The sequence below is a fragment of the Streptomyces sp. NPDC014734 genome, from assembly GCF_043083325.1.
GTDB lineage: Bacteria > Actinomycetota > Actinomycetes > Streptomycetales > Streptomycetaceae > Streptomyces.
Genome location: NZ_JBIBYN010000035.1, coordinates 35,148 through 59,675 on the forward strand (window position 1 = coordinate 35,148; position 24,528 = coordinate 59,675).

General features: G+C 69.0%; 24 protein-coding genes and 1 pseudogene. 16 read left to right on the plus strand and 9 right to left on the minus strand.

The window, feature by feature from the left end; translation table 11 throughout:
* Positions 1–167 precede the first annotated feature (167 nt).
* Positions 168–1,553: a sporulation associated protein gene (locus ACF1CT_RS34785; protein WP_391788022.1), complete on the plus strand. Its 1,386-nt coding sequence runs from the start codon at positions 168–170 to the stop codon at positions 1,551–1,553.
* 656 nt (positions 1,554–2,209) lie between these two features.
* Here the strand turns inward: ACF1CT_RS34785 and ACF1CT_RS34790 are convergent.
* The gene (locus ACF1CT_RS34790; RefSeq protein ID WP_391788023.1) at positions 2,210–3,100 is read right to left on the minus strand and encodes an aminoglycoside phosphotransferase family protein; all 891 of its coding nucleotides are present in this window, start codon (positions 3,098–3,100) and stop codon (positions 2,210–2,212) included.
* A gap of 173 nt (positions 3,101–3,273) precedes the next feature.
* Here ACF1CT_RS34790 and ACF1CT_RS34795 point away from each other — a divergent pair, with 173 nt between their 5' ends.
* Entirely contained in the window at positions 3,274–3,873 is a 600-nt protein-coding gene (locus ACF1CT_RS34795) for a DUF2199 domain-containing protein (RefSeq protein ID WP_391788024.1), read from the plus strand.
* A gap of 569 nt (positions 3,874–4,442) precedes the next feature.
* Here ACF1CT_RS34795 and ACF1CT_RS34800 read toward each other — a convergent pair.
* Positions 4,443–5,681: an IS4 family transposase gene (locus ACF1CT_RS34800; RefSeq protein WP_391788025.1), complete on the minus strand. Its 1,239-nt coding sequence runs from the start codon at positions 5,679–5,681 to the stop codon at positions 4,443–4,445.
* A gap of 63 nt (positions 5,682–5,744) precedes the next feature.
* Here ACF1CT_RS34800 and ACF1CT_RS34805 point away from each other — a divergent pair, with 63 nt between their 5' ends.
* Positions 5,745–6,593 carry a helix-turn-helix domain-containing protein gene (locus ACF1CT_RS34805; RefSeq protein ID WP_391788026.1) on the plus strand — a complete coding sequence of 283 codons (849 nt, stop codon included), beginning with the start codon at positions 5,745–5,747 and terminating at the stop codon, positions 6,591–6,593.
* 320 nt (positions 6,594–6,913) lie between these two features.
* On the plus strand, positions 6,914–7,324 hold the full coding sequence (locus tag ACF1CT_RS34810; protein ID WP_391788056.1) for a DUF6415 family natural product biosynthesis protein: 411 nt from the start codon (positions 6,914–6,916) through the stop codon (positions 7,322–7,324).
* A gap of 226 nt (positions 7,325–7,550) precedes the next feature.
* Here ACF1CT_RS34810 and ACF1CT_RS34815 read toward each other — a convergent pair whose 3' ends face one another.
* The 3 genes from ACF1CT_RS34815 to ACF1CT_RS34825 are packed head-to-tail and all read right to left on the minus strand — an operon-like array spanning position 7,551 to position 10,763.
* On the minus strand, positions 7,551–9,107 hold the full coding sequence (locus ACF1CT_RS34815) for an FGGY-family carbohydrate kinase (RefSeq protein WP_391788027.1): 1,557 nt from the start codon (positions 9,105–9,107) through the stop codon (positions 7,551–7,553).
* A gap of 27 nt (positions 9,108–9,134) precedes the next feature.
* Positions 9,135–9,809, minus strand: coding sequence for a hypothetical protein (locus tag ACF1CT_RS34820; RefSeq protein WP_391788028.1), 675 nt, complete (start codon positions 9,807–9,809; stop codon positions 9,135–9,137).
* Positions 9,810–9,866: 57 nt separating this feature from the next.
* Complete coding sequence (locus tag ACF1CT_RS34825; protein WP_391788029.1) at positions 9,867–10,763, minus strand: hypothetical protein; 897 nt, start codon at positions 10,761–10,763, stop codon at positions 9,867–9,869.
* Positions 10,764–10,902: 139 nt separating this feature from the next.
* On the opposite strand from ACF1CT_RS34825, the gene ACF1CT_RS34830 reads away from it, so the two are divergent.
* From ACF1CT_RS34830 to ACF1CT_RS34860, 7 genes are all read left to right on the plus strand, one after another.
* Entirely contained in the window at positions 10,903–11,703 is an 801-nt protein-coding gene (locus ACF1CT_RS34830) for a DeoR/GlpR family DNA-binding transcription regulator (RefSeq protein WP_391788030.1), read from the plus strand.
* Between the two features lie 356 nt (positions 11,704–12,059).
* Positions 12,060–12,518, plus strand: a complete 459-nt coding sequence (locus ACF1CT_RS34835) for an alanine racemase (RefSeq protein WP_391788031.1) — start codon at positions 12,060–12,062, stop codon at positions 12,516–12,518.
* A 198-nt stretch (positions 12,519–12,716) separates the two neighbouring features.
* On the plus strand, positions 12,717–13,370 hold the full coding sequence (locus ACF1CT_RS34840; protein ID WP_391788057.1) for a helix-turn-helix domain-containing protein: 654 nt from the start codon (positions 12,717–12,719) through the stop codon (positions 13,368–13,370).
* A 1,148-nt stretch (positions 13,371–14,518) separates the two neighbouring features.
* A complete protein-coding gene (locus ACF1CT_RS34845; protein ID WP_391674971.1) occupies positions 14,519–15,316 on the plus strand; it encodes an aldolase in 798 nt (265 codons plus the stop codon).
* Entirely contained in the window at positions 15,316–16,242 is a 927-nt protein-coding gene (locus tag ACF1CT_RS34850) for a dihydrodipicolinate synthase family protein (RefSeq protein ID WP_391788032.1), read from the plus strand. Before ACF1CT_RS34845 ends, ACF1CT_RS34850 begins: the two co-directional genes overlap by 1 nt.
* Before the next feature lie 147 nt (positions 16,243–16,389).
* On the plus strand, positions 16,390–16,956 hold the full coding sequence (locus ACF1CT_RS34855; protein WP_391788033.1) for a flavin reductase family protein: 567 nt from the start codon (positions 16,390–16,392) through the stop codon (positions 16,954–16,956).
* A gap of 9 nt (positions 16,957–16,965) precedes the next feature.
* On the plus strand, positions 16,966–17,175 hold the full coding sequence (locus ACF1CT_RS34860) for a DUF2180 family protein (RefSeq protein WP_391788034.1): 210 nt from the start codon (positions 16,966–16,968) through the stop codon (positions 17,173–17,175).
* 123 nt (positions 17,176–17,298) lie between these two features.
* On the opposite strand, the gene ACF1CT_RS34865 is transcribed toward ACF1CT_RS34860, so the two are convergent.
* The gene (locus ACF1CT_RS34865) at positions 17,299–17,898 is read right to left on the minus strand and encodes an IS30 family transposase (protein ID WP_391788035.1); all 600 of its coding nucleotides are present in this window, start codon (positions 17,896–17,898) and stop codon (positions 17,299–17,301) included.
* Positions 17,895–18,422, minus strand: coding sequence for a transposase (locus tag ACF1CT_RS34870; RefSeq protein WP_391788036.1), 528 nt, complete (start codon positions 18,420–18,422; stop codon positions 17,895–17,897). Before ACF1CT_RS34870 ends, ACF1CT_RS34865 begins: the two co-directional genes overlap by 4 nt.
* 481 nt (positions 18,423–18,903) lie before the next feature.
* Here ACF1CT_RS34870 and ACF1CT_RS34875 point away from each other — a divergent pair, with 481 nt between their 5' ends.
* From ACF1CT_RS34875 to ACF1CT_RS34885, 3 genes and pseudogenes are all read left to right on the plus strand, one after another.
* On the plus strand, positions 18,904–19,935 hold the full coding sequence (locus ACF1CT_RS34875) for a hypothetical protein (protein WP_391788037.1): 1,032 nt from the start codon (positions 18,904–18,906) through the stop codon (positions 19,933–19,935).
* Between the two features lie 351 nt (positions 19,936–20,286).
* Positions 20,287–21,099: a phytanoyl-CoA dioxygenase family protein gene (locus ACF1CT_RS34880; protein WP_391788038.1), complete on the plus strand. Its 813-nt coding sequence runs from the start codon at positions 20,287–20,289 to the stop codon at positions 21,097–21,099.
* Between the two features lie 62 nt (positions 21,100–21,161).
* A pseudogene (locus ACF1CT_RS34885) lies at positions 21,162–21,381 on the plus strand (AraC family transcriptional regulator); the annotation flags it as partial.
* Positions 21,382–21,462: 81 nt separating this feature from the next.
* Here the strand turns inward: ACF1CT_RS34885 and ACF1CT_RS34890 are convergent.
* Together ACF1CT_RS34890 and ACF1CT_RS34895 are read right to left on the minus strand one after the other, a co-directional pair.
* Positions 21,463–22,035: an HD family hydrolase gene (locus tag ACF1CT_RS34890; protein WP_391788039.1), complete on the minus strand. Its 573-nt coding sequence runs from the start codon at positions 22,033–22,035 to the stop codon at positions 21,463–21,465.
* Between the two features lie 14 nt (positions 22,036–22,049).
* Positions 22,050–23,108 (minus strand): helix-turn-helix domain-containing protein, encoded by a 1,059-nt coding sequence (locus tag ACF1CT_RS34895; RefSeq protein WP_391788040.1) that lies wholly within the window; start codon positions 23,106–23,108, stop codon positions 22,050–22,052.
* Positions 23,109–23,286: 178 nt separating this feature from the next.
* On the opposite strand from ACF1CT_RS34895, the gene ACF1CT_RS34900 reads away from it, so the two are divergent.
* Positions 23,287–23,685, plus strand: a complete 399-nt coding sequence (locus tag ACF1CT_RS34900; RefSeq protein ID WP_391788041.1) for a DUF6415 family natural product biosynthesis protein — start codon at positions 23,287–23,289, stop codon at positions 23,683–23,685.
* A gap of 226 nt (positions 23,686–23,911) precedes the next feature.
* Positions 23,912–24,409, plus strand: coding sequence for a hypothetical protein (locus tag ACF1CT_RS34905; RefSeq protein WP_391788042.1), 498 nt, complete (start codon positions 23,912–23,914; stop codon positions 24,407–24,409).
* Positions 24,410–24,528: the final 119 nt, after the last annotated feature.

A 24,528-nucleotide genomic window follows, 5' to 3' on the forward strand; every position in this document is an offset into this window, starting at 1 on the left:
CGGCGCCAGAGAACTGGGCCGGGAATCCAGAGAACCCCAGCGGACGGGCGGGCGGCTCCTCACACCAAGGGGCTCACACATCACACGAACTGGTAGCGATGTGAGCGGTCCGCGCCCACCCTCGCGCCATTACCCTTGCATCCCGGGACCCGTATCTAGGGGGCACTGTGACGCGGTGGCAGGAACGCGACTGGCATCCGAACACAGATCTGGTCCGGTTGCTGGAGGCGTCCGGGGCAAGTCGCGACGCGTTCGCGCTGCGCGTCAACGAACTCACCTGGCAAGCGGGAATTCGAACGCAGTACACCAATACGAGTGTTACCAACTGGGTGAAGCGCGGCATGATCCCCCGCCCGCCGACCCCCGCCTGCATCGCCGCTGCGCTGGGAGAACGCCTCGGGCGTCCGGTCAGCGTCGCCGACATCGGCATGAGCGAACCGCGCGGCGGGAACCCTGACGTGGGGTTGGATTTCCCGCGTGAGTCAGCCGACGCTGTACGTGGCGTCACCGAATTCTGGAGACACGTGGACCGCAGAGCATTCATGAACCGTTCCTTCGCCGTCGGCGCCTTCGCCATCCCAGTCACCCGGTGGCTCGCCGTTCCGGCCGACGCCGCCACCGGCCACCGCGGGACCCGGCGCGTAGGGCGCGGGGACCTCGATCAGTTGTGGCAGGCCGTCGAGGACGCACGCCTGGCGGACTCCCAATTCGGCGGGGGAAACTGGAAGTCGTCCTCGGTCGCAACATGCCTGCGGGAGTACGCCACCCCACTGCTGCAGGGCACCTACACCGAGGAAACCGGGAAAGCACTCTTCCGGGCCACCGCAGAGCTGACCCGCCAGATCGGCTGGAGCGCGTTCGATGCCGGGCATCACGGCGCGGCGCAAAGGCACTTCATCCAGGCCCTGCGCCTGGCGCGAGCCGCCGGAGACATCCAGGTCGGCGCCTACGTGCTGACCACCATGTCCCTGGCCGCTTTCCTGCGAGGGCACCCGTCCGAGGCCGTGGACATGGCCGAGGGCGCCTACGAGCGCGCGAAGAACCTGCCAGGCGGCGCAAAGGTCTTGTCGTTCGCGAAGCTCGCGCAGGCGCGTGCACACGCACGCGCCGGTGAAGCAGACGAGGCGACCGCCGCGCTCGTCCACTCGGAGAAACTACTCGACCATGCGCATCGCGAGACCCACCCGGTGTGGATGAACTACTACACACGCGAGCGCCTGGCCACCGATGCCACGGAGATCTACCGGGATCTGGGTCGCTCGCGCGACGCGCTCGCCTGGAGCCAACAGGCGGACGCCATGCCGGCCGACCGCTACACGCGCGCGGTGGGCATCCGCCTCGCGGTAGAGGCGTCCGTGCATCTGCAGAATGACGATCTGGACCAGGGCTTGGCGGTCGCTGACCGCTCGATGCGGCTCCTGTCCCGGGTCCGGTCCGCTCGCGCTCACGGGTACATCCACGACCTCACCACGCTGCTGGCGCCCCGACAGCGGGACAAGCGCGTCGCCGCCTTCGTCGAGCACACCCACCGAAGCCTGCCCGCCGTGAGCTGAGGATCGTCCCGTCCGCCCCTTGGAGGACATCAGCCCGGTGCTCGACCGCGATGAGCGCCGGGTCGGTTGTGATGTGCTCAATCCGGGCAAAGCGGCGGCCGCGGACCTTCACGATGACGTTGCCCGCCTCGCCGTGGACACGGAAGACGCGGGCGACGTTGCCGCCGGTGCACTCCTCGACGCTGGTGGGGCGTCCGGTGTGGGGGCGGCACGCGGCGAGGACCTGGTGCAGGTGCGGGCCGAGGACCGCTTCCATGCCGGGCGCGGTGAGGCCGGGGGCGAGGGGGGAGGGGCATCGCGTGGTTCCCAGGGCGGCGAGTGTGTGCCCGGCGGGCGCGGCCGGGGCGGTGGGGTGGAAGCTGAGGACGACGGGGGCGGTGGGCCGGCCAGTCTCGGTCCGGGGACGTCGAGGTGCAGGCGCAGAAGGGCGGTCCTGCCCGCCGCGGCTTCGGAGGCGTCGAAGACCGGTCCGGCGGCGGCCTCGACGGCGACGCGCAGCGGCTGGGGGACGCCGCTCCACACGGTGGATGCGGCGCGAGCGGGCCGGTGGGGGACGAGATTCATCAGCAGGCACCTCCTGGTCCGAATCGCTGGGGACACGGGAAAGGGGAGCGCGGACCCGGCCCGGGGCACGCCGGGGCCGCGCGCGGTTCGGGCTAGGGCTGGTGGGCGGCCATCCGGTCCAGGACGAGGTGACCGCGTGCCACGAGCTCGTCGCGCCCCTTGACCAGGCCGTTGCGCAGGTAGGACACCCCGAGGCGGACGGTCAGCAGATGCAGCAGACGGCCCTCCTCAGCCGTCAACGGCCGACCGTAGCCCGCGAAGTACGCCTCGCGCAGCTCCGGACGGACGGACCACACAGCGCCGCACAGCCACACGAACTCGGACGCGGCGAGGCCGTGCGCCGCCATCGCGAAGTCGATCAGACCGTGCCCGCCACTGTCCTCGTCGTACAGCCAGTTCCGGGTCTCGTAGTCGCCGTGCCGGTAGACCAGCAGCAGCCGCTCGGCGAGGCCAGGCAGTTCCGTCGAGGCGGCCTGGACCAGAGCGGCCCGGTCGGAGGCCAGGTGCGGGGCGACGTCCTGCAGGCAGTCGGCGGCTTCACGGGCCTTGGCCTCCATGTCGCAGCGCACTGCGGCACGGTCCGCGTCCGTGCCGGGCGCGGACGCGTCGTGCCAGCGGCGCAGCAGCCGCCCGGCGTCCTCGTACAGGTGCAGCTCGGTGCTCGTCTCCAGGGCAAGGCCCCGTACGACGCGGCCGGGCAGCACCGTACTGAGGATCGCGCGCAGGCCCGGGTCGCAGGCCAGCATCCGCGGCGCTTCCGTCTCGCTCAGGTGCGCCGCGGCGAAGGCGTACCCGGTGACTTCGCGCTCGAAGTCGAGGCTGCTGGGGCTGATCTTCACGTAGGCGTCCCGGTCTCCCGCGCTCACGCGCCACACCAGGGAGGTGCTGCGCGGCCAGGAACGGTCCTCGCTCGCGTCCAGGCCGGGAAGATGGCCGGCGACCCAGTCGCGCAGCTCGGGCGGGAAAGGCTTGGCGGTCGTCATGAAGGCAGGTCTCCGAATGGGCGTGGAGGGGGTGGATTCGGTGGGCCGCGCGCGGGCGGCGAGGGCCCGCTCGGTCGCGGCGATGGCGGTGGACTTCCCCACGTCGGCGGGGAGGACTCACTGGAAGACAGCCAATTGGCCGTCGGTTGGTCGAGGTGATTCACTGCCGTTCCATGGCGATATGGCGGCGTAAACACAAGACCGACGGAACCGCACACCAACAGCACGACGTTTCTCCGTGTCCCTGCTGCGGTACGCCTTTGGATGTCTCAGAACCTCGCTTCAATTTCGCACTGCCGCAGCCTGTTGCGGGCCTGAGCGAAGCCGAGTACGAACAGCACGTCAAGCTGGTCAACGACGCGATTGTCGTGACCGACAATCTCGGTGGGTTCGCCCGAGCGTTGCTGCCCATCGGCCTCGAAGACGGCAGGACGGCGACCATGGGTGTGTGGGTCTCAGTCGAGGGGAATGTCTTCGATCACATCGTCCGGATCGGAAAGGGAGAGCTCGACTTCGACGAGATGCAGTTCGACGGGCGGCTCGCCAACGAGCTTGACCCGTGGGGCGACAAGATCCTGGCCCGACCGGTCTCTGCTGGCGTCCACATTCCTACGAACGGACGCCGCAGCATGCCCCACATCAAGTCAAGCCCCGATGCCCTCCTGACGCGCGTGCTGACCCAACGCTGGGCTGCTGCAGAGGTCCTGACCGGTGCGATGGCCTGGGCACTCGACTACGACCCCCAGGCCCCCCGCGTCCCTCATCGCCACTGAGCCGTTTCAATCTCCTGGTTCGCGATAGCGCGGGCTCAGTACTGGTAGGCAGGCGCCGCTCGCCCTGGCACGCCTACGCCAGGGCGACACGTTCGAGCAATCGGCCGCACGGGTTCCTGATTGGGGTGGCTACGGCGGCGGGCTGTCGACGTGCTCGGCTCCGATGCTCCAGGAAGCAGTCCGCCTCATCGCCCCTGGCCACAAGGAGTTCGAGGACGCCTGGCCCGGGTGGATCGATGGCACGGTCCGGCCCTACGTGGCCGCATTCGCCTACCTGCTCGGCGACTTCACCGACTTCCACCGAATCGGCGGGTCAAGATCATCCCGTGGCGGCTTTTGGGCTCACCTTAGCTGGATGGTTTGGTCGGTTAGGGCCAATACCGGTGCTTTAGGGCTTAATTCGTGGGTTTGGGGATGTTTTGGTGGGTTCGGCGAGGGTGACGGCGGGGGTGGCCGGGCGAGGTGGGTTGTTGTGGTCGGTGCGTTTGAGTGCCCAGTTGGACATTTTGCGTTTGATCACTCGCGGGTTGGACCGTAACCGTCGTGGTCCCAGGAGGCGTTCGGTGATTTCACGCAGGGTCTGCTTCAGTGCCCGGGTGAGCCGGGAGGGGGGAAAATCCCGCCTGGCTGGTGGTCTGCCGGCGGACGACGCGCAAGGTGCGGGTGAAGGGCATCCGGTCCGGATCCTCCCTCTCCTGCCGGGCGGCCTGGTGCATGAGATCGCGCAGGGCGTGGTGCACCAGGAGGAACCCGAAGATCTCCTGCTCGGCCCCGACCGGATACTGGGAGCGCAGGACGAATCCGGGTCCGCCCAGGTGGATCTTGATCTCGTCGAAGGTCGTCTCGATCTCCCAGCGCTCGGCGTAGAGCGCAGCGAGTTCCACGGCTGGTGCGGTGGCCGGGTCCACGAGTGTGGTGACCAGCCGGTAAACGGTGCCCTCCCCACCTGGGTCCAAGGCGTATTCGATGACGCGAACCCGTGCCGGGTCGGCCCGCCGGTTCTTGTCCCGGGCGGCAACGATCTCCGACAGATACGAGCCATCGGGCAGCGCGGCCACCACGGGCAGGACCGCGTTGCTCCGGACCCGCCACAACAGGTCCGCGCCGGTCGACGCGGCGGCCCGCCACAGATCGAAGCCGAGGAAGCCCCGATCCGCCAGGAGCAGCATTCCTCTGGTCAGCGAGGGGAACAGGCGGCGGGCCAGGGCCGTCTCATGCACCGCCAGTGGCGCGACGTCGGCGGCGAACACGGCGTGGGTGCCGCACTCGACCAGGGCCACGGCCCTGGCCTGCGGATACGCGCTCCTGCCCTGGCCACGCCCCGTTCCCGGCCGTCCGAAGAAGGCGGCGTTGGCCTGTGTGTCGGGAAGGTCGAAGGTCGTCCCGTCCACCGACACCAACCGCAGACCCCGAAACCACGCTCCCGTCGTCGCCGGGAGCGCCGCGGGCCGGCAGACCCTGGCGAACAACGCCTTCATCGGTTCCGCCCCCAGCCGCAACCGGGCCCGTCCGATCGCCCCGCTGGTGGGCACCCGCCACGTCTTCGACCAGCGGCGTTCCCGTTCCAGGCCTTGAGTGAGGAGCCGTCCGACCTCCTCATACCCCTGCCCCGAGAACAGGCACATCGCCAGCACGAAATACATCACCACCCGAGCGGGAAGCAGACGCTGACGTTCCTCGGTGCGCCCGCACTCCGCCACCACCTCATCCACCAGCTCCGGCGGAAACGCACGCGTGAGCACTCCAAGGGCGATGCGATCCGAAAACCGATCACCCTCAACTGCCTTCACCTGTCCAGGCCTTGGCACACCAACTCAACGAGCCAGCACTACCAAGTCACCGGTATTGCGTCTAGGCCCCCTGAGCAGCCCGTGACCGTCTCTCCCTCTTCCAGCGCGCAGGCCGCCCGTGAAGCACTGGCCGTGCGGCTCACGCACCTGCGCAAGGACGCCGGCCTCACCGGGCGCGAACTCTCCGCCCGGTGCGGCTGGCATCCGGCGAAGACGAGCAGGATCCAGAAGGGCGACGCCCCGCCCTCGGACACCGACATCCGCACCTGGTGTTCGGCATGCGGCGCCGACGACCAGGCGGACGGCCTCATCGCCACCGCCCGTGCCGTCGACTCGATGTACCTGGAGTGGCGCCGCCTGCACCGCAACGGCATGCGCAAGGTCCAGCAGGACTGGAACACTCTGCACGAACGGACCCGCGTCTGCCGGGTCTACGTTTCCAACGTCCCGCCCGGCTTCTTCCAGACCCCCGGCTTCGCCACCGCCCTCATGGAGCAGATCACCCGCTTCCAGGGCACCCCCAACGACGTCACCGAAGCGGTCGCCGCCCGCATCGCCCGCTCCCGCTTCCTCTATGAGGGCGATCACCGCTACGTCGTCCTCATGGAGGAGTCCGTCCTGCGCTTCCGCACCGCCGACCCCGAGGCGATGCGCGGGCAGCTGCGCCACCTCCTGGCCGTCATGCCGCTCGCCTCCCTCTCGCTCGGGATCATCCCGTTCACCGCGCAGCGCACCGTGTGGCCGCTGGAGGCGTTCTACGTCCACGACGACACCGTGGCCGTGGTGGAGACGCTGACGGTGGAGATCAAGGTGACGCAGCCGCGCGAGGTCGCCGACTACGTGAAGGTGTTCGCCGGCCTCGCGGAGATGGCCGTTTACGGAGACGCCGCCCGCGCCCTCATCCGGGCCGCGATCGACGCCCTGGAGTGAACCTCTGCAATTCTCCGCAACTTCGTTGAGCGCGCGGACCACAGGTGCGTAGCGTCGACGGCACCGACGGACCACCAGCCGGAGAGGCGGGGCCCCCTTGCGCGCACACACCGACTCCACCGCCCCGGCACGGGAGGGCCGCGGCCTCCAGTCGCCCGCCTACGGCGTCCCCTCACCGGCCCTGCTGGCCCGCGCGGACCGAGGCTTCGCCCGGTTCCTCAGTCAGCACGACGAGGGCCAGGACGACGGAGCCGGCGGCGAGGACCCCCAGCGGTGACCGCCGGCCACCCGCACACGATGCTGTCGGCAGCGAGGCCCGCCTGCACACCAGCACCCACACGGTCCTGTACGACCCCGACGGCCTGATCGAGGCGGAGCTCCCGCTCGACCGCGAACCGTACGGGTGCCTCGTCAAGGCCGTCCTCGCATGGACCGGCCAGGACACGCTCGCCGTACGCGACTACGAGCAGATCGGCCTCCAGCTGACCGGCCACGCCCGCGCGGTCACCTCCGACATACGGCGCCGCGCCGGCCAACTGCCGAAGAGCAGCGGGCCCCGGGCGCTCGCCGACGTCGTCCTGCGCGAGGCAGAAGGCCAACTGTCCGCGGCGATCGAAGGCACCGTGCACTGCGTCCAGAACCGCGCCCGCCTCGTCCGCGCCCTCTACGAACGGCTGGACCGCTTGGAGGCCGCGCTCGCCCCGGAGAGGGTTGCACCGAGCGGGGGTTGAACCGTTGGCTGGAGAGTTGCTTCCGGCGGGGGACAGGGCGGACGTGAGCGTCGACGGCATCGGCACGGTGAGCACACCGATCACCTGAATACGGCGAGGACCTCCACGCGCCGGGCGCACGCCGGGTGACGCGTGGAGGCCTGCCGCCCTCACAGCGGCGGACGGGTCGGGGACAGCCGCCGTGAGGAGAGAGCGCCGGCCCCCGTGCGGACCGGGCGGTGCGGCGTCAGCGGGTCTGCGCCGCGGAGAGGGCGCGGTACACGCCGCTTTCGGACAGGGCCTTGTAGGCCTGCCGGTAGATGTCCCACAGCTCGGTGTACCGCTTGTGGCGGTCGGGGTCCGGCTGAAAGGTGCGGTCGACGTGGACGGTGGCGGTCACGCCCTCCTCGACGTCGTCGAACACTCCGGCCCCCACGGCGCCCAGGATCGCCGCCCCGAGCACGGCGCACTCGCCCTCGCGCAGTATGGCGGTCTGTTTGCCGTAGACGTCGGCCTGGATCTGGCACCAGAGTTCGGACTTGGTGGCGCCTCCGGCGAGACGGATCTCGTCGAGTTCCAGGCCCATCGCGTCGTAGCCGTCGAGGACTTCCCGGGCCTCGTAGGCCACGCCTTCCAGGACGGCACGGGCCATGTCGCCGAGGGTGTGCTTCAGGGTCAGGCCCAGGAAGCCCGCCCGGGCGTGTTCGTCGTAGTGCGGAGTCATCGACCCGGCCAGATACGGGTGGAAGACCAGCCCGTTGGCGCCGGCCGGCGAGTCCGCGGCGAGATCGTTGATCACGATGTAGGGGTCGGTCTTGGTGAAGGGCTCGATGTAGCGGGCCATGTAGCCGATGTTGTCGCGGAACCACCGGTACGCGGCGCCCGCGGCGGCCTGGATCCCCTCCGCCTCCCATGCCCGGTACGGGGTGGCGTGCACCGACCTGGTGATGACCCGGTTGGGGTCGTTCACCGGCTTGGCGAGGAAGGCTACGGAGTTGCCCGCAGTACCGAAGGTCAGCTCGCACAGGCCCGGCCGGATGGCGCCGGCCCCGATGCCCGCACATTGCTGGTCACCGCCGCCCGTGGAGACGGGCAGGCCGGCCGGCAGCCCGGTGCGCCGGGCCACGGAGGGCGTGACTCTTCCGACCTGGTGTCCGGAGGGGACGATCGACGGGAGCAGGTCGGCCGAGATGCCGACGAAGTCCAGCAGTTCCTGGCTCCAGGTGAAGCGGTCGACGTCCATCAGACCGAACAGCGACGCGTTGGAGTGGTCGATGACATAATCCGGCACGTCGCTGAGCTGGCGCAGGAAGTACTCCTGGGTGCTGAGGATTCTGCTGGTCTGCCGCAGCACCTCCGGTTCGTTCTGCGCGACCCAGAGGATCTTCCCGATGGGCCAGAAGGCGCTGATCGGCAGGCCGGTGATGGCGTAGAAGCGTTCGTCGCCGACTTGCTCGCGCATGTGGTCCAACTGCGTGGTGTGCCGTGCGTCCTGCCAGGACAGCCCCCGTCCGTCACGCAGTACGTGGCCGTCGGCATCTATGTACAGGTGCAGGCCGCGCTGGGTGGACAGGCCCAGGGAACGGATCTCCTGCGGATCGACGCCGGAGGTCTCCACGACGCGGCGGATGACCTCGAAGTTGGCGTCGTCCAGAAGGTGGATGTCCTGGTCGACCCACCCGGGATGCGGGTACTCGCAGCCGTACTCGCTCGTGGCCGCCGCGACGACGACCCCGGTCGTGTCGTACATCTTGGCCCGGGCACTGGTGGTTCCGTTATCGAGTCCGATAATGTAGCCGGCCATCATGTCCTCCTTGACATGGTTCGTGGGTCAGCTCGCGGTATCAACGGCCCACCGCAGCTGGGCAGCGAGCGAGGGGGCGGCGGGCAGTGCGGAGTCGAGGACGGCGCTGCCGATGGTGAAGGCCCAGAAGTCCAGGTCGGCAAGGCGCCGGATGCGCTCCCGGCTGTCGACGGAGCCCGCGTTGACCACCTGGAGACCCGGCACCGAGGCGACCGCGTGGAGCAGGAGGTCCACGTCACCGGTGTAGCGGTAGCCCAGCAGCATGGTTCCGGTGACGCCTTCGGTGGCGACGAGCTTCTCGCAGCCGGAGACGATCTCGTCAATGGTGCCGCGCAGGCGGCCGGGCTCGCTGTTGACGTCTCCGACGGTGGGGTAGTAGCCGATCGGCGCACCCTCGATGACTTCGAGTACGGCGTCGGTGTGGGTGCCCCCAATGAGGATGTCCGCCCCGACCTGCAGGGCCAGTCGGGCGGCCTCACGTTCCGTCTCGGGGTTGGCGCCGACGACCTCGATCACCAGCCTGCGTCCGTCCGCGACGATGCGTTCGCCCAGGCGCGCCAGGTCGGTGAGGGAGTGGCCGACGTTCTTGAACCCGACGTAGGGCAGTTCCTCGGCGGTGAGCGAAGCGGCGACGGCGGCGTAGACCTCGTGCGCGTCCGGAATGGTGACGTCGTGCTTGGTGAGCATGAACTGGGTGATCATTGTGAGCTTTCTCTTTTCGTTGCGGTGACAGGTGTCGGACTGTTGCGGGAACTGGGGTCAGACCAGCGTGTGGGCGGCGAGGACGATGCTGGTCAGGGTCCAGATCGCACCGGCCGGAGGGTCGATGTGGGTGTCCCCGTGGTTCTGGATCGCCCGGGCCCAGAATTCGCCGAGCAGCCCGGCCGCGCCCCCGACCGCGGCCCCCACGAGGACGGAGCCGCTCAGGTGTGCCGCGGTCGCGGCCGTGAGCGTCATGTGGTGGGTGACCGGTACTCCCTTTCCCACGGCGGCGAAGCCGAGGGAGACGGCGGACACGGCGAATCCGAGTCCGACGGTGGCCGAGCCCAGTTCGGGCTTGGCCTCGGCCAGTGCGAGGGTGGCGTAGGAGGCGGGCAGGCCCGCGACCACTCCGAGGAGCGCCGCCTGCGACATGCGGGACTGGTGCGGGACCCATGCCTCGTCGGCGGTGGGTCTGAAGCGTCGGCGCGGGGCGGTGCCGTGCGGCAGGTGGCCGAACAGGCCGTGGTGGCCGAAGAGCAGGCGGGCTGTCACGCCCAGGACGACGACGATGAGGGCGGTCGCGTTGGTGTACTGGTTCAGGGTGCTGCCCCACAGTCCCATGATCGTTTGCCCGGCGAGGCCGAACACGCCTCCGATCAGGAGTGGGCCGGCTTTGCCGAGTTCGGCCAGGGAGAAGGCGATGTCCTTTCCGTCGGTGATGTGCTTGCGTCGCATGGCATAGGCGGCCGCGGCGGCCCCGCCGGCGAACGCGACGTGGGGGCCGAACAGGGGGCCGTTGGCCACCACGTCCAGGAACGTGGGACTACCGCCCGCGAGGACGATCGAGATCCCGGCGATCAGGGCCATCCCGCAGAAGATGAAAGATGCCAGTGCACCGATGGCCGCTCCGAACGCGCCGCTGGCGAACGCCGTCAACAGTGTTGGTGCGTCCATGCCTGCCTCCACTGTATGCATGTTGCGTTTCTGTTCGCAAGGTTGCGGATTGTGTTCACCGTAGAGCCATACGGGCATATTGACAACACTGAGGGTGCAAGGATTTGCCTGAACTCGCGTGAAAGGGAACAGTGACTGCATGACAACGCAGGGAAACGCAACCGACGAGACCCTTCTGAAGTCCCAGCGGCACGAACGCATCCTTGCCATGCTCAAAAGGTCTGGGCAGGTGCACGCGGGCGCCTTGGGCGAGCTGTTCAAGGTCTCCGCCTACACCATCCGGCGCGACCTCGACGAGTTGGCCGATGCCGGGGCGCTGCAACGTGTGCACGGCGGAGCCGTGCTCGCCTCGCACGTCCCGAAGAGCTACGAGGAACGCAAGGGCAGTGGGATCGGGGAGAAGACGCAGAGCGCACGTGCCGCGCTGGCTCTCATCGCCGAGGACGACGTCGTCATCATCGACGGCGGAAGCACCACGGCCGCCCTGGTGCAGGCGTTGCCCACCGGGTACCCGGCCACCTTCATCACCCACAGCCCCGCGATCGCCAATGAGCTCCTGCGCCGCTCCGTCCAGGAGACGATCCTCATCGGCGGCCGGCTCGACCCGCACTCACGCGTTGCCGTCGGCGCCCTCCCCGTCGAGGCCTACGCCAAGATCTCCGCCGACATCTGCTTCCTCGGCATCTGGGGACTCAACATCAGCCAGGGCGTCACATCGCCGTACTACGACGAAGCGCAGGTGCGCAGCGCCATGGTGGGTGCGGCCAACAAAGTCGTCGGCCTCGCCGTGGCGGACAAGCTCGGCACCGGTGGGCCGTTCACCGTCGCGCCCGCGAGCGCGCTGACGCACCTCTCCGTCGAAGAGGGCGTTCCCGGCGAACTGACCCGGCCCTTCGAGGAGATCGGCATCAGGATCCTCAGGCCGGGACCGCAGTCGTGAGGCCTCATCAGGTGAACGTCGTTCTCACCGGATTCCGGCCGAGGCACGAGACGACCTCTTCGGCGGCCTCGGCCAGGTCGTCGGCGAGCAGCACCGACTGATCACCACTGAGCTGGTGTGCCGTCAGCCGCAGATGCCTGGACGGCGCGGACCGGAGGAGGGAGAAACTGTCGCCGACGCGGGCGAGCCACCCCGCCGCAGCAGCCGTTCGGACACGGCTTGGGCGTCCGTGTCCACCGGCACCCAGAGGTTGAGTCCGTCACTGGGCCGCACCTCGATAGGGACCGCACCAGCGCCCACCGGGCGTGGTCCGGCGGGATGATGCTTCGGTACGGCGAGCGGGGGAGCAGGGAGAAATGGTCGTCCTCCACGATCAGAACGTGCCGGTGTCCGGCCAGGACCGAGCGCAGTTCCTCGGCGCGGGCAGGGGGCTGGACGTCTATGTCCAGGTGAACACCTCGGCGGAGGACTCCAAGTACGGCCTCCCGCCCGAGGAGCTGACCGGCTTTCTGAGGAAACTGCCGGACTTCACGGCGCTGCGGGTCCAGGGTCTGATGACCCTGGCCGTCTTCAGCCCGGATACCGAACGGGTCCGTTCCTGCTTCCGCCTCCTGCGCGGTCTGCGCGACCGGGCCCGTGATCTCGACCTCGTCGGACCGGGCGGATTGTCCATGGGGATGTCCGGTGACTACGAGACCGCCGTCGAGGAGGGTGCCACCGTGGTCCGCGTCGGTCAGGCAGCGTTCGGCGCCCGGCCCCTGCCCGACAGTTATTTCTGGCCGGGCGTCGTCGCGGACGGTAGCAGCGCCTCGTGAGAGACCGCGCGGACCTCCTGGTGGTTCGCGGCGGTGCCGGGCTCATCGCGCACGGCTCCCGGCACCGCATCCCGTCCGACGCCCGGCGGACGACCACGGAGATGACGGCGCGACCCCGGCGGATCGGGATGTGCCCGGGATGTCATCCTTCGAGAGTGACCGCACGTGTCGCACACACGGTGGGCGTTGTCGGTGACCATGCTCCGGGGCGCCATACTGGGGTCTTGCCCTGCCATCGTGCGGCGTGGGACAGGCGAAGGGGAAACGGCAGTGATCAACAGGGTGCGACAGTTGCGCAAGGAGCGCCTCATGACCCTGGAGACGCTGGCCGAACGCGCCGGTGTCACCAAGAGCTATCTGTCCAAGGTCGAGCGCGGCCAGAGCGTCCCGTCGATCGCCATCAGCGCCTCACTCGCCAAAGCTCTCCACGTACCTCTCGACAACCTCTTCGCCGACGCGGGGGAACTCACTGACGTCACGGTCACCCGAGCCGGCGAACGCCAGTCGCTCACCGCTGACGACGAGGCCGGGACCCGTTACGAGGGCATAGCCCTCGAGGCCAGCACCAAGAGCATGACCCCCTTCATGCTCTACCCCCCGCACGACGCCGGGCCCGTACCCTTCCGCGACCACCCCGGTGAGGAGTTCATTTTCGTCCACCACGGGCGGGCCGAACTCATCCTCCCGTCCCGCACCATCACCCTCGACCCGGGCGACTGCGCCTACTTCAAGGCCACTCAGCCGCACAAGGTCCGCTCCCTCGGCCCAGAACGCGCCGCCGTTCTCCTCCTCGTCTCCGAGGGCCACGCACACGCGGACGCCGCGAACGCACCGCGTCTCCGGCTCCCCTGACGCCGGCCGGGGCACGAGCTCACGCCTCCAGACGGTCGGGGCGGTCCAGGCGCAGCTCGGCGTCGTAGAAAGGGCTGCCGACGAACACGCAGTGGGGGTCTGCCCGTGCCGGGATGGGCGGTCGGACGGAAGTGCGTACAGGTCAGGCACATCCTTGAGACCGGGATGGCCCTGCGCTCCTGCCATGACTGATCATGCCGCTCGTGCCCCGCAGCATGACAGCGAGGTCTTCGGGCGCGAGGGTCGACAGTGCCTCCGCCTCCCGTCCTCGGGCAGCGTCAGGGACACCGCCCGGGCGTCGGACGGGTCGCGCCGCCGCTCAACCAGGCGCTCGGTCGTCAAGGTCCTGACCGCGTCGCTGATCGTCGGCGGTGAAGAGGCCGGCGCGCGTCAGGCCGTTCAGCCGCCGAGGGCGGAGGCGCCGACGAACAGCGTGAGCATGTCCGCCTGCAGCGGTGAGAGCCGGTACGGGCTGGCGCGAGCGCGTCACCGGCCACGGAGAAATGCCCACACGACGTGCCGTCCACCGGTCACGTAGGTGCCCCGGCTCTCGGAGAGGCTGTCCGTCAGGCGCTGCTCTCGCCCGTCCTCGCCGGAGAAGTCGTCGAACCGGTCCCGGCAGTCGCGGACGCCCCCGACCTCGAAAGCGCGACCCGTGTCCCACGCCTCGGTCAGGCCCCGGGCGGGCCGGCCCCGCCTGCCACGCAGGAGGCGAACGCCCAGGGATACGGGGGCATGCCCGTGCCGGACTCCGTTCGTGACCGGCTCGCTCGTCACGAGGGCGGCCTCACTGATGAGTTGTGGGACATGCCACGCGTTGAGCCGTTCCGCGACGTGAGCGCGTGCGACACGGGCGACATGTTCCGTCGGCGGGAGGCGCAGGGCCCCGCCGGTCCTGGGGAGTGGCGTGTGGGTGACATGAAGCGGCGCACTCATGGCAGTGCCTCAGCCCTCGCGCGCATAGCTGCGCTTCTTTTCGTATATGTGCGATTCAAGAAGCATTTGCGCGCAATACGCAACTGAGTGCACTCCTTGCGGCATGACACAAGGTGTCCTATGGTGAACAATGTTTACTCCGGTGTTGCTCCCGAGCGGCACGATTCGGACGCGGGCTCGTCGGCAGACGGCCCCGGGACTGGAGCAGAAAGATGGCAAAGACCCTGCGAGACTCGAAGGACGTGCTCGTCGACCGCGCTCAGCGGCAGATGAACGACCACTTCGGTGACTCGAAGCTGACAACACGGCAGAAGCTGGCCCTGACGTGCCGCATCGCCTTCGACGGCGGACACGACTCCGGGCTCGCGGGCCAGATCAGTGCCCGTGGGCAGAAGGCCGGCACCTACTACACCCAGCGCCTGGGGCTCGGTTTCGACGAGATCACCGAGGACAACCTGCTGCTGGTCGACGAGGACCTGCAGGTCCTGGAGGGGGACGGCATGCCCAACCCCGCCAACCGGTTCCACTCCTGGATCTACCGCAGCCGCAAGGACGTGAACTGCATCGTCCACACGCACTCCCTGCACACCGCGGCGCTGGCCATGCTGGAAGTCCCCCTCGTGATCTCCCAGATGGACACCACGCCCCTGTACGACGACTGCGCCTTCCTCAAGGAGTGGCCAGGCGTCCCTGTGGGCAACGAGGAGGGTGAGATCATCTCCGCGGCCCTCGGCGACAAGCGCGCCATCCTCCTGGCCCACCACGGTCAGCTGGTCACCGGAGCCACCGTCGAGGAGGCCTGCAACCTGGCGATGCTCATCGAGCGCGCCGCCCGCCTCCAACTGCTCGCCATGGCCGCGGGGACCATCCAGACCCTCGACCCGGTTCTGGCCCGCGAGGCCCACGACTGGACCGGCACAGACCGCCGCAGCAAGGCCAACTTCGCCTACTACGCCCGCCGGGCGCTGCGCAACCACCCCGACTGCGTCTCGGGGCAGGTGGAACTCTGATGGCGAACCCGCCGCTGAGGGGCATCATCTCCTACCCCGTCACCCCCTTCGATTCCGCTACCGGCGACCTCGACCTCGTCGCGCTGCGCCGGCTCACCAACGACCTGGTGGAGGCGGGAAGCCACGGCATCGCGCCGCTGGGCAGCACGGGGGAAAGCGCCTACTTGCGCGAGAGCGAGTGGGACGCCGTCTGCGAGACCACACTGCAGACGGTCGCGGGCCGGGTCCCCACCCTGGTCGGTGTCTCGCACTGGAGCACGGAGGGCGCGGTACGCCGGGCCCGTATGGCCGCCCGCAACGGGGCTACCGCGATCATGGTGCTGCCGCAGGTGTACTGGAAGCTGACCGAGTCCGAACTCGTGCGGCACTTCAGCACGGTGGCTGCGGCGACCGACCTGCCCATGATGCTCTACAACAACCCAGGCACCAGCGGTGTGGACCTGCAGCCGGAGACGGTGGTCGCGCTCGCCCGCAAGATCCCCAACCTGACCATGGTCAAGGAGAGCTCCGGCATCGTCGCCCGGTTCCGGTCCATCCAGGACCTGTCCGACGGGGCGCTGTCGGTCTACAACGGCAACAACCCGGTCGCGCTCGAAGCCTTCCGCTCCGGTGCCGTCGGCTGGTGCACCGCATCGCCCTGCCTGGTCCCGCAGTGGGCCCTGGCACTCCACGCCGCGGCGACCGGCGGCGAGGACGAGCGGGCCGAGGCCATCCTGGCCGAGCTCCTGCCCTTCCTCCAGTTCATCGTCGGCTACGGCCTGCCACGCGCCATCAAGGCTGGCCTCGAACTGCAACAGCGCGGTGTCGGTCTGCCGCGGGCGCCTCTGCTGCCCATGCCCGACCAGGAGACGAGACAACTCAACGAAATCCTCAACCGGTTGGCCTCCCACCCCCTGGTGGGCAACCCCACAGGTCCGGCCGCTTGAGATCCTGAGCCGGTCGCTCCGCCGACGGAGCGACCGGCTCAGGCCCGGCGCCACTGCTTCACGGACAGATACGCCGTACGGGGAACGGACAGCACTTCCCCATGCGGGGCCCACCCACCGGCCCCGCTCGCAGAGTGAAGGAAGGCCATGCCTAACGCCGCTGTGACGCGTCATCGGTACGAAGCTCCGCATGCTGCCAAGTCGGCGCTGCTGCGCAGGACTCTGCGGCGTCACGCGGCGGGTGTCACGGTCATCACCGTGCCCGGACCTGCAGGTTTCACTGCCACCTCCTTCAGTTCCGTTTCGCTGGATCCCGCCTTGATCTCCTTCTGCGTGGCCGAGGGTGCCTCGGTCGCGGCGGCTGTGTGCCGGGCCGACCGCTTCGCCGTCCATCTGCTGGGCGCTGACGACGCCGAGCTGGCCGAGCGGTTTGCGCGCAGCGGCGTGGACCGGTTCGTCGGCATGACCCCTCTGCACGAGCATGACGGGCTCCCGGTTCTCACCTCGGTACCGGCCTGGCTCACCGCCCGAGTTGTGGCCCGGTATCCCGCTGGTGATCACACCCTGGTCATCGGCGAGGTCGACGCCGGCGGAGTACGGGCGGACACCCCGGCACTGCTACGCCACAACGGCGACTACGCCATACCCGCACAGCTCGCCCCCCGTTCCTCGCAGCACAAGAAGGGCAGGCAAGTGAGAAGAGCTCTTGCCTGAGGAGTACCGATGCACTGTCTCGACTGCCGCATGCAGGGAACGGTCAACACCGCCGTCGCACTGTGCGTGACCTGTGGAGCCGCAATCTGTCAGGATCACGTTGAGCTCGCGGCCGGTTCCAGACGAGGACTGAGGTTTCCCCCGGAGTGTAAACACAGGGGCTCATGCTGCGGGGGCCCTGACCCCGGATCTTGGACACCGGAGAGACTTGGATCCTGATGGTCCAGGAGAACGGAGTCCCCGTGGGGATGAAGCACTACCCCGCCGAGTTCAAGGCGGACGCGGTCGCGCTGTACCGGTCGCGTCCGGGAGCGACGATCAAGTCGGTCGCCACCCTTAGATTCAACCGGTCAAGGCAACACTCTCGGCTGGTGTTCGGAATCCCAGGCACTTGTGCGGACGGTTGTTGAGCTTCGTCGCGATGGCGTCAAGGTCGTCCTGGCTGAAGGTCGACAGGTTTGTACCTTTGGGCAGGTACTGCCGGAGCAACTTGTTGGTGTTCTCGTTGGTGCCACGTTGCCAGGGGCTACGCGGTGCTGCGAAGAACACGTCGACACCGGTGTCAGCGCTGAGACGCTTGGGGGCTGCCAGTTCCATGCCGCGATCCCAGGTCAGCGTGCCGCGTAGTCGGGAGTCCATGCGCGCGTAGGCCTCGGCGAGAGCGGGAACGACCACGGTGGTGTGACGGCTGGCGAGTTTCACGACCGTGAGGAAGCGCGACTTCCGGTCGACCAATGTGGCGACCTGGCTGTTGTTCGAGCCGATCACCAGATCGCCTTCCAGGTGCCCGGATTCTCTGCGGTCCTCCGCCGCCTGGGGCCGCTCCTCGATCGGTCGGGCATCGGTGATCTGTGAACGCCACTGACCTTTCACCGTGTGACGCTTGTTCTTCCGGATCGGGCGGCCAGTTCGCAGGCGCTTGCACAGCTCGCGGGGGATCACCTTCCAGCGGGTGGTGTAGATCGACCGGTAGATCGTCTCGTGGTAATCCGCATCTGCGGGTCGTCCCCATGATGCAGACGCAGGTGTCCGACGATCTGTTCGGGCGACCACTCCTCCTTCAGCAGGGTCAGCACCGTCTGCCTCAACGCGGGTTTGCGGGCGAGCAGGCACTGCTTCGGGCGCCGGGCGCAATCAAGCGCCCGTTCCTGCGCGGCAATCGCCCGGTAGACGTCACGTCCACCGTTCTTGTTGACTTCACGGCTGATCGTCGACACCGCACGCCCCAGGAAGCCAGCGATGGTTCGGTAGGACTCGCCGGCACAAAGCCCGCGCGAGATCTCCTCCCGCTCCCTCATGCTCAAGCTTCCAGCGCGCGCCTTGCGGGATCCGGGAGCGATCCCTCCGTGGTGCTTGAGGACAGTGAACACCGAGCCGGGCAGTTTGCCGATCTGCCTTGAGAAGGCGCTGATCGACTCCCCTGCCCTCCACCGCCGCCACAAGTCGGCCTTCATCTCGTCCGACATTCCCCGGCCGACCCAGTTTCGCCACGTATACCGTCCTCAACCAGTGCTGTTGCTCTGACCGGTTGAATCTAAGGTCGTCCGGGGGAGCGGTACGTGCTCAATGTCTGGGACGACAAGACGCGCCGGGACACCGTCGGACACGGCACCACCGGCTGCGTTACCCACACCATCGAAGCTGCCCGCTGGGCCATGGCCGACCCCGCCAGCCGCAAGATCCTGCTCGCCTTCGCCAGCGACAAGAAGGTACAACCGTCTCCCGCGCTCTCGGGTTCGGACCGGACGACACCGTGCAGGTTCTTCGATCCCCCGAACCTGGCTCTGTCCGCGAAACCGGCCGCAGATGTACACCGGTTCGGGAGGCGGCTGACGCTCGCGGGGAGTTCGAAATGTCCACGGGTTTCGACAGCAGCACCGACCCGGAGAGTCCGCTGCCCGGGGGTACTCGTCGGCCGAGGCCGTCGGGTGTCTAGGGTCGCGTTCCATGACGAGGACCACGCCCCCGCGCCCGCTCGATGTCGAGGCGCTCTTCCCGGAACTGGCCGCCTACCGCAGTACGACGACGCGCCTGCACCCGCGTCCGGGCAGCCCGAAGGCTTCGGACAGCTCGGTGGGCGGTCCGATGCTGTGGCCGGCGGACGAGCAGTGGCCGGTGTGCGGTGAGGCCCACGGCCGCGGGCGGGGGCGCCGCCCGGCCGACATTCACCGCTACCGGCAGGTCTTGTCGGCCGCATGGGCCCGGGAAGAGAACCCGGGCCCCACGGAGGAGGAACGCACGCTGCTCGGCGAACTGCGCCTGGAACACCGGTTTCCCGAGGTTTCGGGGACGGACCCGCTGCCGATGATCGGCCTCGCGCAGCTGTATCGGCGCGACGTCCCGGACCTGCCGCCGGGGCCGGACAACTGCGACCTGCTCCAGGTGTTCTGGTGCCCCTTCGACGCACACGGCCCGGGCCGTTACGACCTGGAGCTGCACTTGCGCTGGCGACGGTCCTGGGAGGTCGGCGAGGTGTTGGCAGCGCCCCCGCAGCCACTGGCCGTCGGGTACGACGGGTTCGTGCCCGAGCCCTGCGTGCTGCACCCGGAGCAGGTGACCACATACCCGTTCGCCGGCCTCCTGCCCGAGGATCTCTGCGCCCGGATCGATACCTGGGAGGAAGCCCTGGAGGAGGAGGCCGAGCAGCCGGCGGACGAGAACACGCCCGAGCCGGCCGGTTACCAGTACGACCTGTCCATCCCGCCCGGCTGGCGCGTCGGAGGCTTCGCCTCGTGGCACACCACCGATCCGTACCCCATGGACTGCCACACCTGCAGGACACCGATGCACCTGCTGCTGACCATCGACAGCTCGGAATGGGACGGCGGCAGCGGCAGCTGGAAGCCGCAGGAGGACCGCGACCTTCCCGCCCGTCAGCACGCAACACCCACCGAGGTCACCGTGGGCCGCCACGGCGAGCTCAACGTCTTCGCCTGCCCCACCGATCCCGACCACCTCCACCGCTGGAGCATCCAGTAGTCCGTGGGATCCGTCCGGTGCGGCAACGACCTCATCGCCGAGCTCGGGTGCTGTCCGTTCTTGAGGATATCGAACGCGCCGCCATGCGAGTGCCTCCCGAAGTACTGAACAACCGCTGCGAAACTGGGTTCTGGCACAGATCTTGGGGAATCGTCCGCGCGGCCACGACCTCCTGCTCCGGGTACCCGAGCACCGGGTCGGCAGGCAGCACCACGGCCGACGCACCACCTCTTCCGGGCACGAGCTCAAGCAAGCGGCGTGGCTGGGTACCACACGCCCGTCCTCCTACCCGACAAAGGCGGTGCGAAGAATGTCGGGTGATCGGGGACGGCGCCGCCGCACGATGGAGGCATGGATGACACGACCTTGGTATCCCGTTTTCTCCGCGACGGCTTCGTGAAGTTGGAGGGCGCCGTCGCGCCGCGCGTGGCCGCAGACTGCGCGCGGCTGCTGTGGCGGGAGACGGGCTGCGACCCGGACGACCCGTCGACATGGACGCAGCCCGTGCACTGGGTGGGCGGCATGGCGCAGGGACCGTTCGCTGCCGCACCCAACTCCCCGTCCCTGCAACACGCGTATGACCTGCTCGTCGGCGCGGGACGCTGGGACCCGCGCTACTCGCTGGGCACGTTCCCGCTGCGCTTCCCGCACGAGGAGGAGCCGGACGACGCGGGCTGGCACATCGAGGGGAGCTATCTGCCGGAGGGCGAGAGCTGGTACTTCACGAATCTGCGCTCCCAGGGCCGGGCACTGCTGATGCTGTTCCTGTTCAGCGAGGTCGGTGAGGAGGACGCCCCGACCCGGATCCGGGTCGGCTCACACCTCGACGTGCCGGAGGTGCTGGAGAAGTACGGGGAGGACGGGGCGAGCGGGCTGACCCTCGCCCCCGATCTGGTGGCGGCGTCCGACCACCGGCCACTCGCCCTCGCCACCGGGTCCCCGGGCGACGTTTTTCTGTGCCATCCGTTCCTGGTGCACGCGGCGCAACCGCACCATGGGGTGCGGCCGCGCTTCATGGCCCAGCCGCCGCTGATGCCGGCCGCGCCGTACGAACTGGAGCGGGCCGACGGAGCGTACTCACCCGTGGAGATCGCGATCCGCCGGGGCCTGGGACGGGACACCCCCGGTCCGGACGGGGACGGCACAGACCACGTCGCCGGGTAGAGGTGCTTCACGGCCATCGCTGGCAAGACGGTCGTGAAGAGGGAAGAGGAAGGAGGTCAGGCATGCTGGAGCGGCTGAACCAGGCCATGAAGCACATCGAGCGCCATCTCGACCAGGCCGTCGACGTGGAGGAGCTGGCACGCATCGCGGCCACCTCGGAGCACCACCTGCGCCGGATGTTCTCCACGCTCTCGGGCATGCCGCTGTCGGAGTACGTGCGGCGCCGTCGGCTCACCCTCGCAGGCGCCGAAGTACTCGCGGGGCGCGAGACGCTGCTCACGAACGGCGGCACCTCAACAACCGGACGCGGAACGGCACGAGGCCCCCGGCGCTGCCGGAGGGCCTCGCTACGGACGGTGCCGGTTAGGGCAGGAAGTTCTTCTGCCACTGGAGCGAGTCCATGCTCAGCGCGGCGTCCGCGAGGGCCTTCGCGGACGGGGTCTTGAGCGAGGCGAGGCTGGTGTCGATCCAGTTCTGGGTGAGGCTGTAGCCCTGCTCCCGGTACTCCACCGCCTGCACGAGGCACTCCAGCTTGTCGGCGTCGCGGGCGACGATCGCCTCCGGCGTCTCGGCGGCCTCGTACTCGTCGACCGCGCCCTGAACTCCGGTGCGCACGGCCGGGTGGGCATTGGCCACCTGGTCGGCGGTCACCTCACCGTTCGGGGCAGCCCTGATGTACTTCCGGCCGATGTGCGCGATATCCCCGATCCGCGTCTCCTGAGAGTCGTGGAACAGACACATCAGCGCAACCCGCGCCGGGTCGACGCCTTCCATCATGGCGAGCACCGAGCCGATCACCCCGACGCGGAAAGAGTGCTCCGCCACAGACTCGGGGGCCTTGTTGCCGGTGAACCACCAGCCGGTCCGTGCGACGCGCTTGAGCACGCCCATCTCGGAGATGAAGCTCGCGGTACCCCTGGTGGTGTCATCAGCCATGCGGTCCTCCGGTGTCAGCGGTTGTGATCGAAAACGTAATGGACATAGGCCAGTTCGCGCCGGGATCTTCCCGAGAGCGATACCCCGTCCAGGAGCAGGCCCGTCCGCTCGCGCAGCGGACCCGCGACCGGCCCGGCCGCCTGCGGCAGCCACGGGAACGCGATGAGCAGCGCCCACAACGAGTGCGCGTACAGGTCGACGTAGCCGGGCGCCAGGTGCAGCCCGCGCGCCAGGCCCCGCAGCAGAGTCACCGGATCCCAGCCCGACAGATCCCGGTCCCGCATGAACGCGTCGTCCGGTTGCGGCAACGCCAGCGCTCCCAGCCACAGCGCCCAGTAGTTCAGGTTCGCGGCCTCCGCGGTGTCGTCGTCGGCCAGGGCGCGGTCGATGAAGTCCAGCAGCGGCTGCGGATCTCCCAGCCGGGCGAGCGCCGTCGCGGTGGAGCGGGCCTCCGCCCAGTACGGCGACCAGCCCCGCCGGGCCAGCACGTCACGACGCCGGTGAAGGGTGTGCGCGGTCCACGCGGCCGCGTCCGGCCCATGGTCGTACGAGGCAAGGTAGAGCGCCTGACGGTGCAGCAGCACCCCGCCTTCGCCTTGGAGAGCCGCCACCTCGGTCGTGCCCCGCAGATGGTCGAAGAACACCGTCCGGTCCGCGGCCGCCAGCTGCGGCGCGGCGGCGACCGGACCGCGCCTGGGGCGGGGCAAGCGTCCCGCGAGCGCTGGCGGGACGGTGCCGTTCAGCGCCCAGGCCAGCATGTGAGCGGTGTCCTGGGTATGAACCCACCCAGCCAGCGGGTGAGGCCCGCCAGCCCCGCCGTCCAGCCCGGCCGCGATGATCCGGTCCGCGTCCATCGCCGCGTCCAGCCACGGCACCAGCGCCACGTCCGCACCGAGCGCCGGCAGACGGCGGCGCAGCCCCAGCAGCGCCCCGGCCCGCATGTTCGCCAGCGGGCGCCGTCCCGACTCCCAGCCCTGCAGCGTGTCCACGTCCACGCCCAGGACCTCCGCCAGGGCGGCCTGCGTGCACGGGACCGACTCACGGATCAGACGCAGCACGAAGCCAGTCACCACACCTGATGTCGTTCGCCTGGGCCCGCCCATACCGGCCTGCTCCCCGATCGCCCTGCGCACCCAAACCCGTACTCACGGTCAGTCCTACCGCATCAGGTCCGCTCGTACGGTCGGGATGCGGTCGACGTCCGACGAACGAGACCGTGCCGCCCGCGACCCACAACCCGGCGAGGCACCGATGAGCAGCACACACGTGGTCCTCCACGACCCCGAAGGACGCCTCGAAGCAGAACTCCCCCTGGACCGCGAGCTCCACAAGACACTGGTCAAAGCCGTCCTGGGATGGAACGGCGACCCCGGCCCGCCACCTGCAGACCTGAAACAGATCACGCTGCTGGTCACCGGCTCCGCCCGCGCCGTCGCCGCCGACGTCCGCCGCGCCGCCGACCTGCTGCCCCACGACCACGCCGCCCGCGCCCTCGCCGACGTCGTCCTCGAAGAAGCCGACCGCCGCCTGTCCGTCCCAGCCGAGGGCACCGCGCGCTGCACCCAACGCCACGCCCGCCTCGTACGCGCCCTGTACGAACGCCTGGACCGCCTCGTCAGCGCCGCCCCCGAGCCAGCCAAGACCCCCTGAGACCGCCGCGCACCCGGACGGGACCAATGACCCCGGGTGCGCGGCGCACGGCACCACAAGGCACCACACCCGTTCCAACCCGGACGGGGCGAGCACCACTCGACACCGCCGGAGACGGCCCGTCTCCGGGCCGCGTTCACGTCTGGATACGCTGGCCGACCGGTCACCGCTCGTTCCAGTAGCGGACGGCGGCGAGTGACCACGTACACGGGAAAAGGAGCGGGCTATGGGTGGGGGACACCTGATCACCGATGAGGAGACCCGGAAGATCGCTGAGGGGTTCCTTGCAGCGTCACCTTGGCTGGGTGACGCGGAGTGGGAGCGCATCGTGACAGGGCCCCGCGCCGACTACTACAGGGACTTCGACGGTCGCTACCCGGCCGACGCCGAGTTGAGCGACGGGCACGAGTGGTCGTGGAGCGTATCGTTCACTGATCCCGCCGGTCGGCGTGAGTCCCTTACCCATGCAAAGGTGCTGGAAGGGCTGAGCCGCATCGTTTACGAGCCCCATCAGGGCGCTGCGGTCTTCCAGTTCATGCGCATCACCCAGTGGTTTCAGGAGCCCACACAGGATCGTCAGCAACTGGAGCTCTCCTCAGCAGAACACTCGCGGATCTGCCAGTACGCGCTCCACGGAAAGATGGTCTTCTCCGTTGCCGAAGACTCCGCCAAGTTGGACCTGTTCGAGGAGCAGCGCAGCGGCGAAGAAGCTCCCACACCGTAGTAGGCCGGTGTGGCATAAGACATGCCGCCCTGATGTACAACGCCGCGGCGCCTCCCCCTGGAGGCGCCGCGGCGTGCATGTGAGGTTGGACGCGGGAGGCGAGCCCCTAGCTGCCGCCA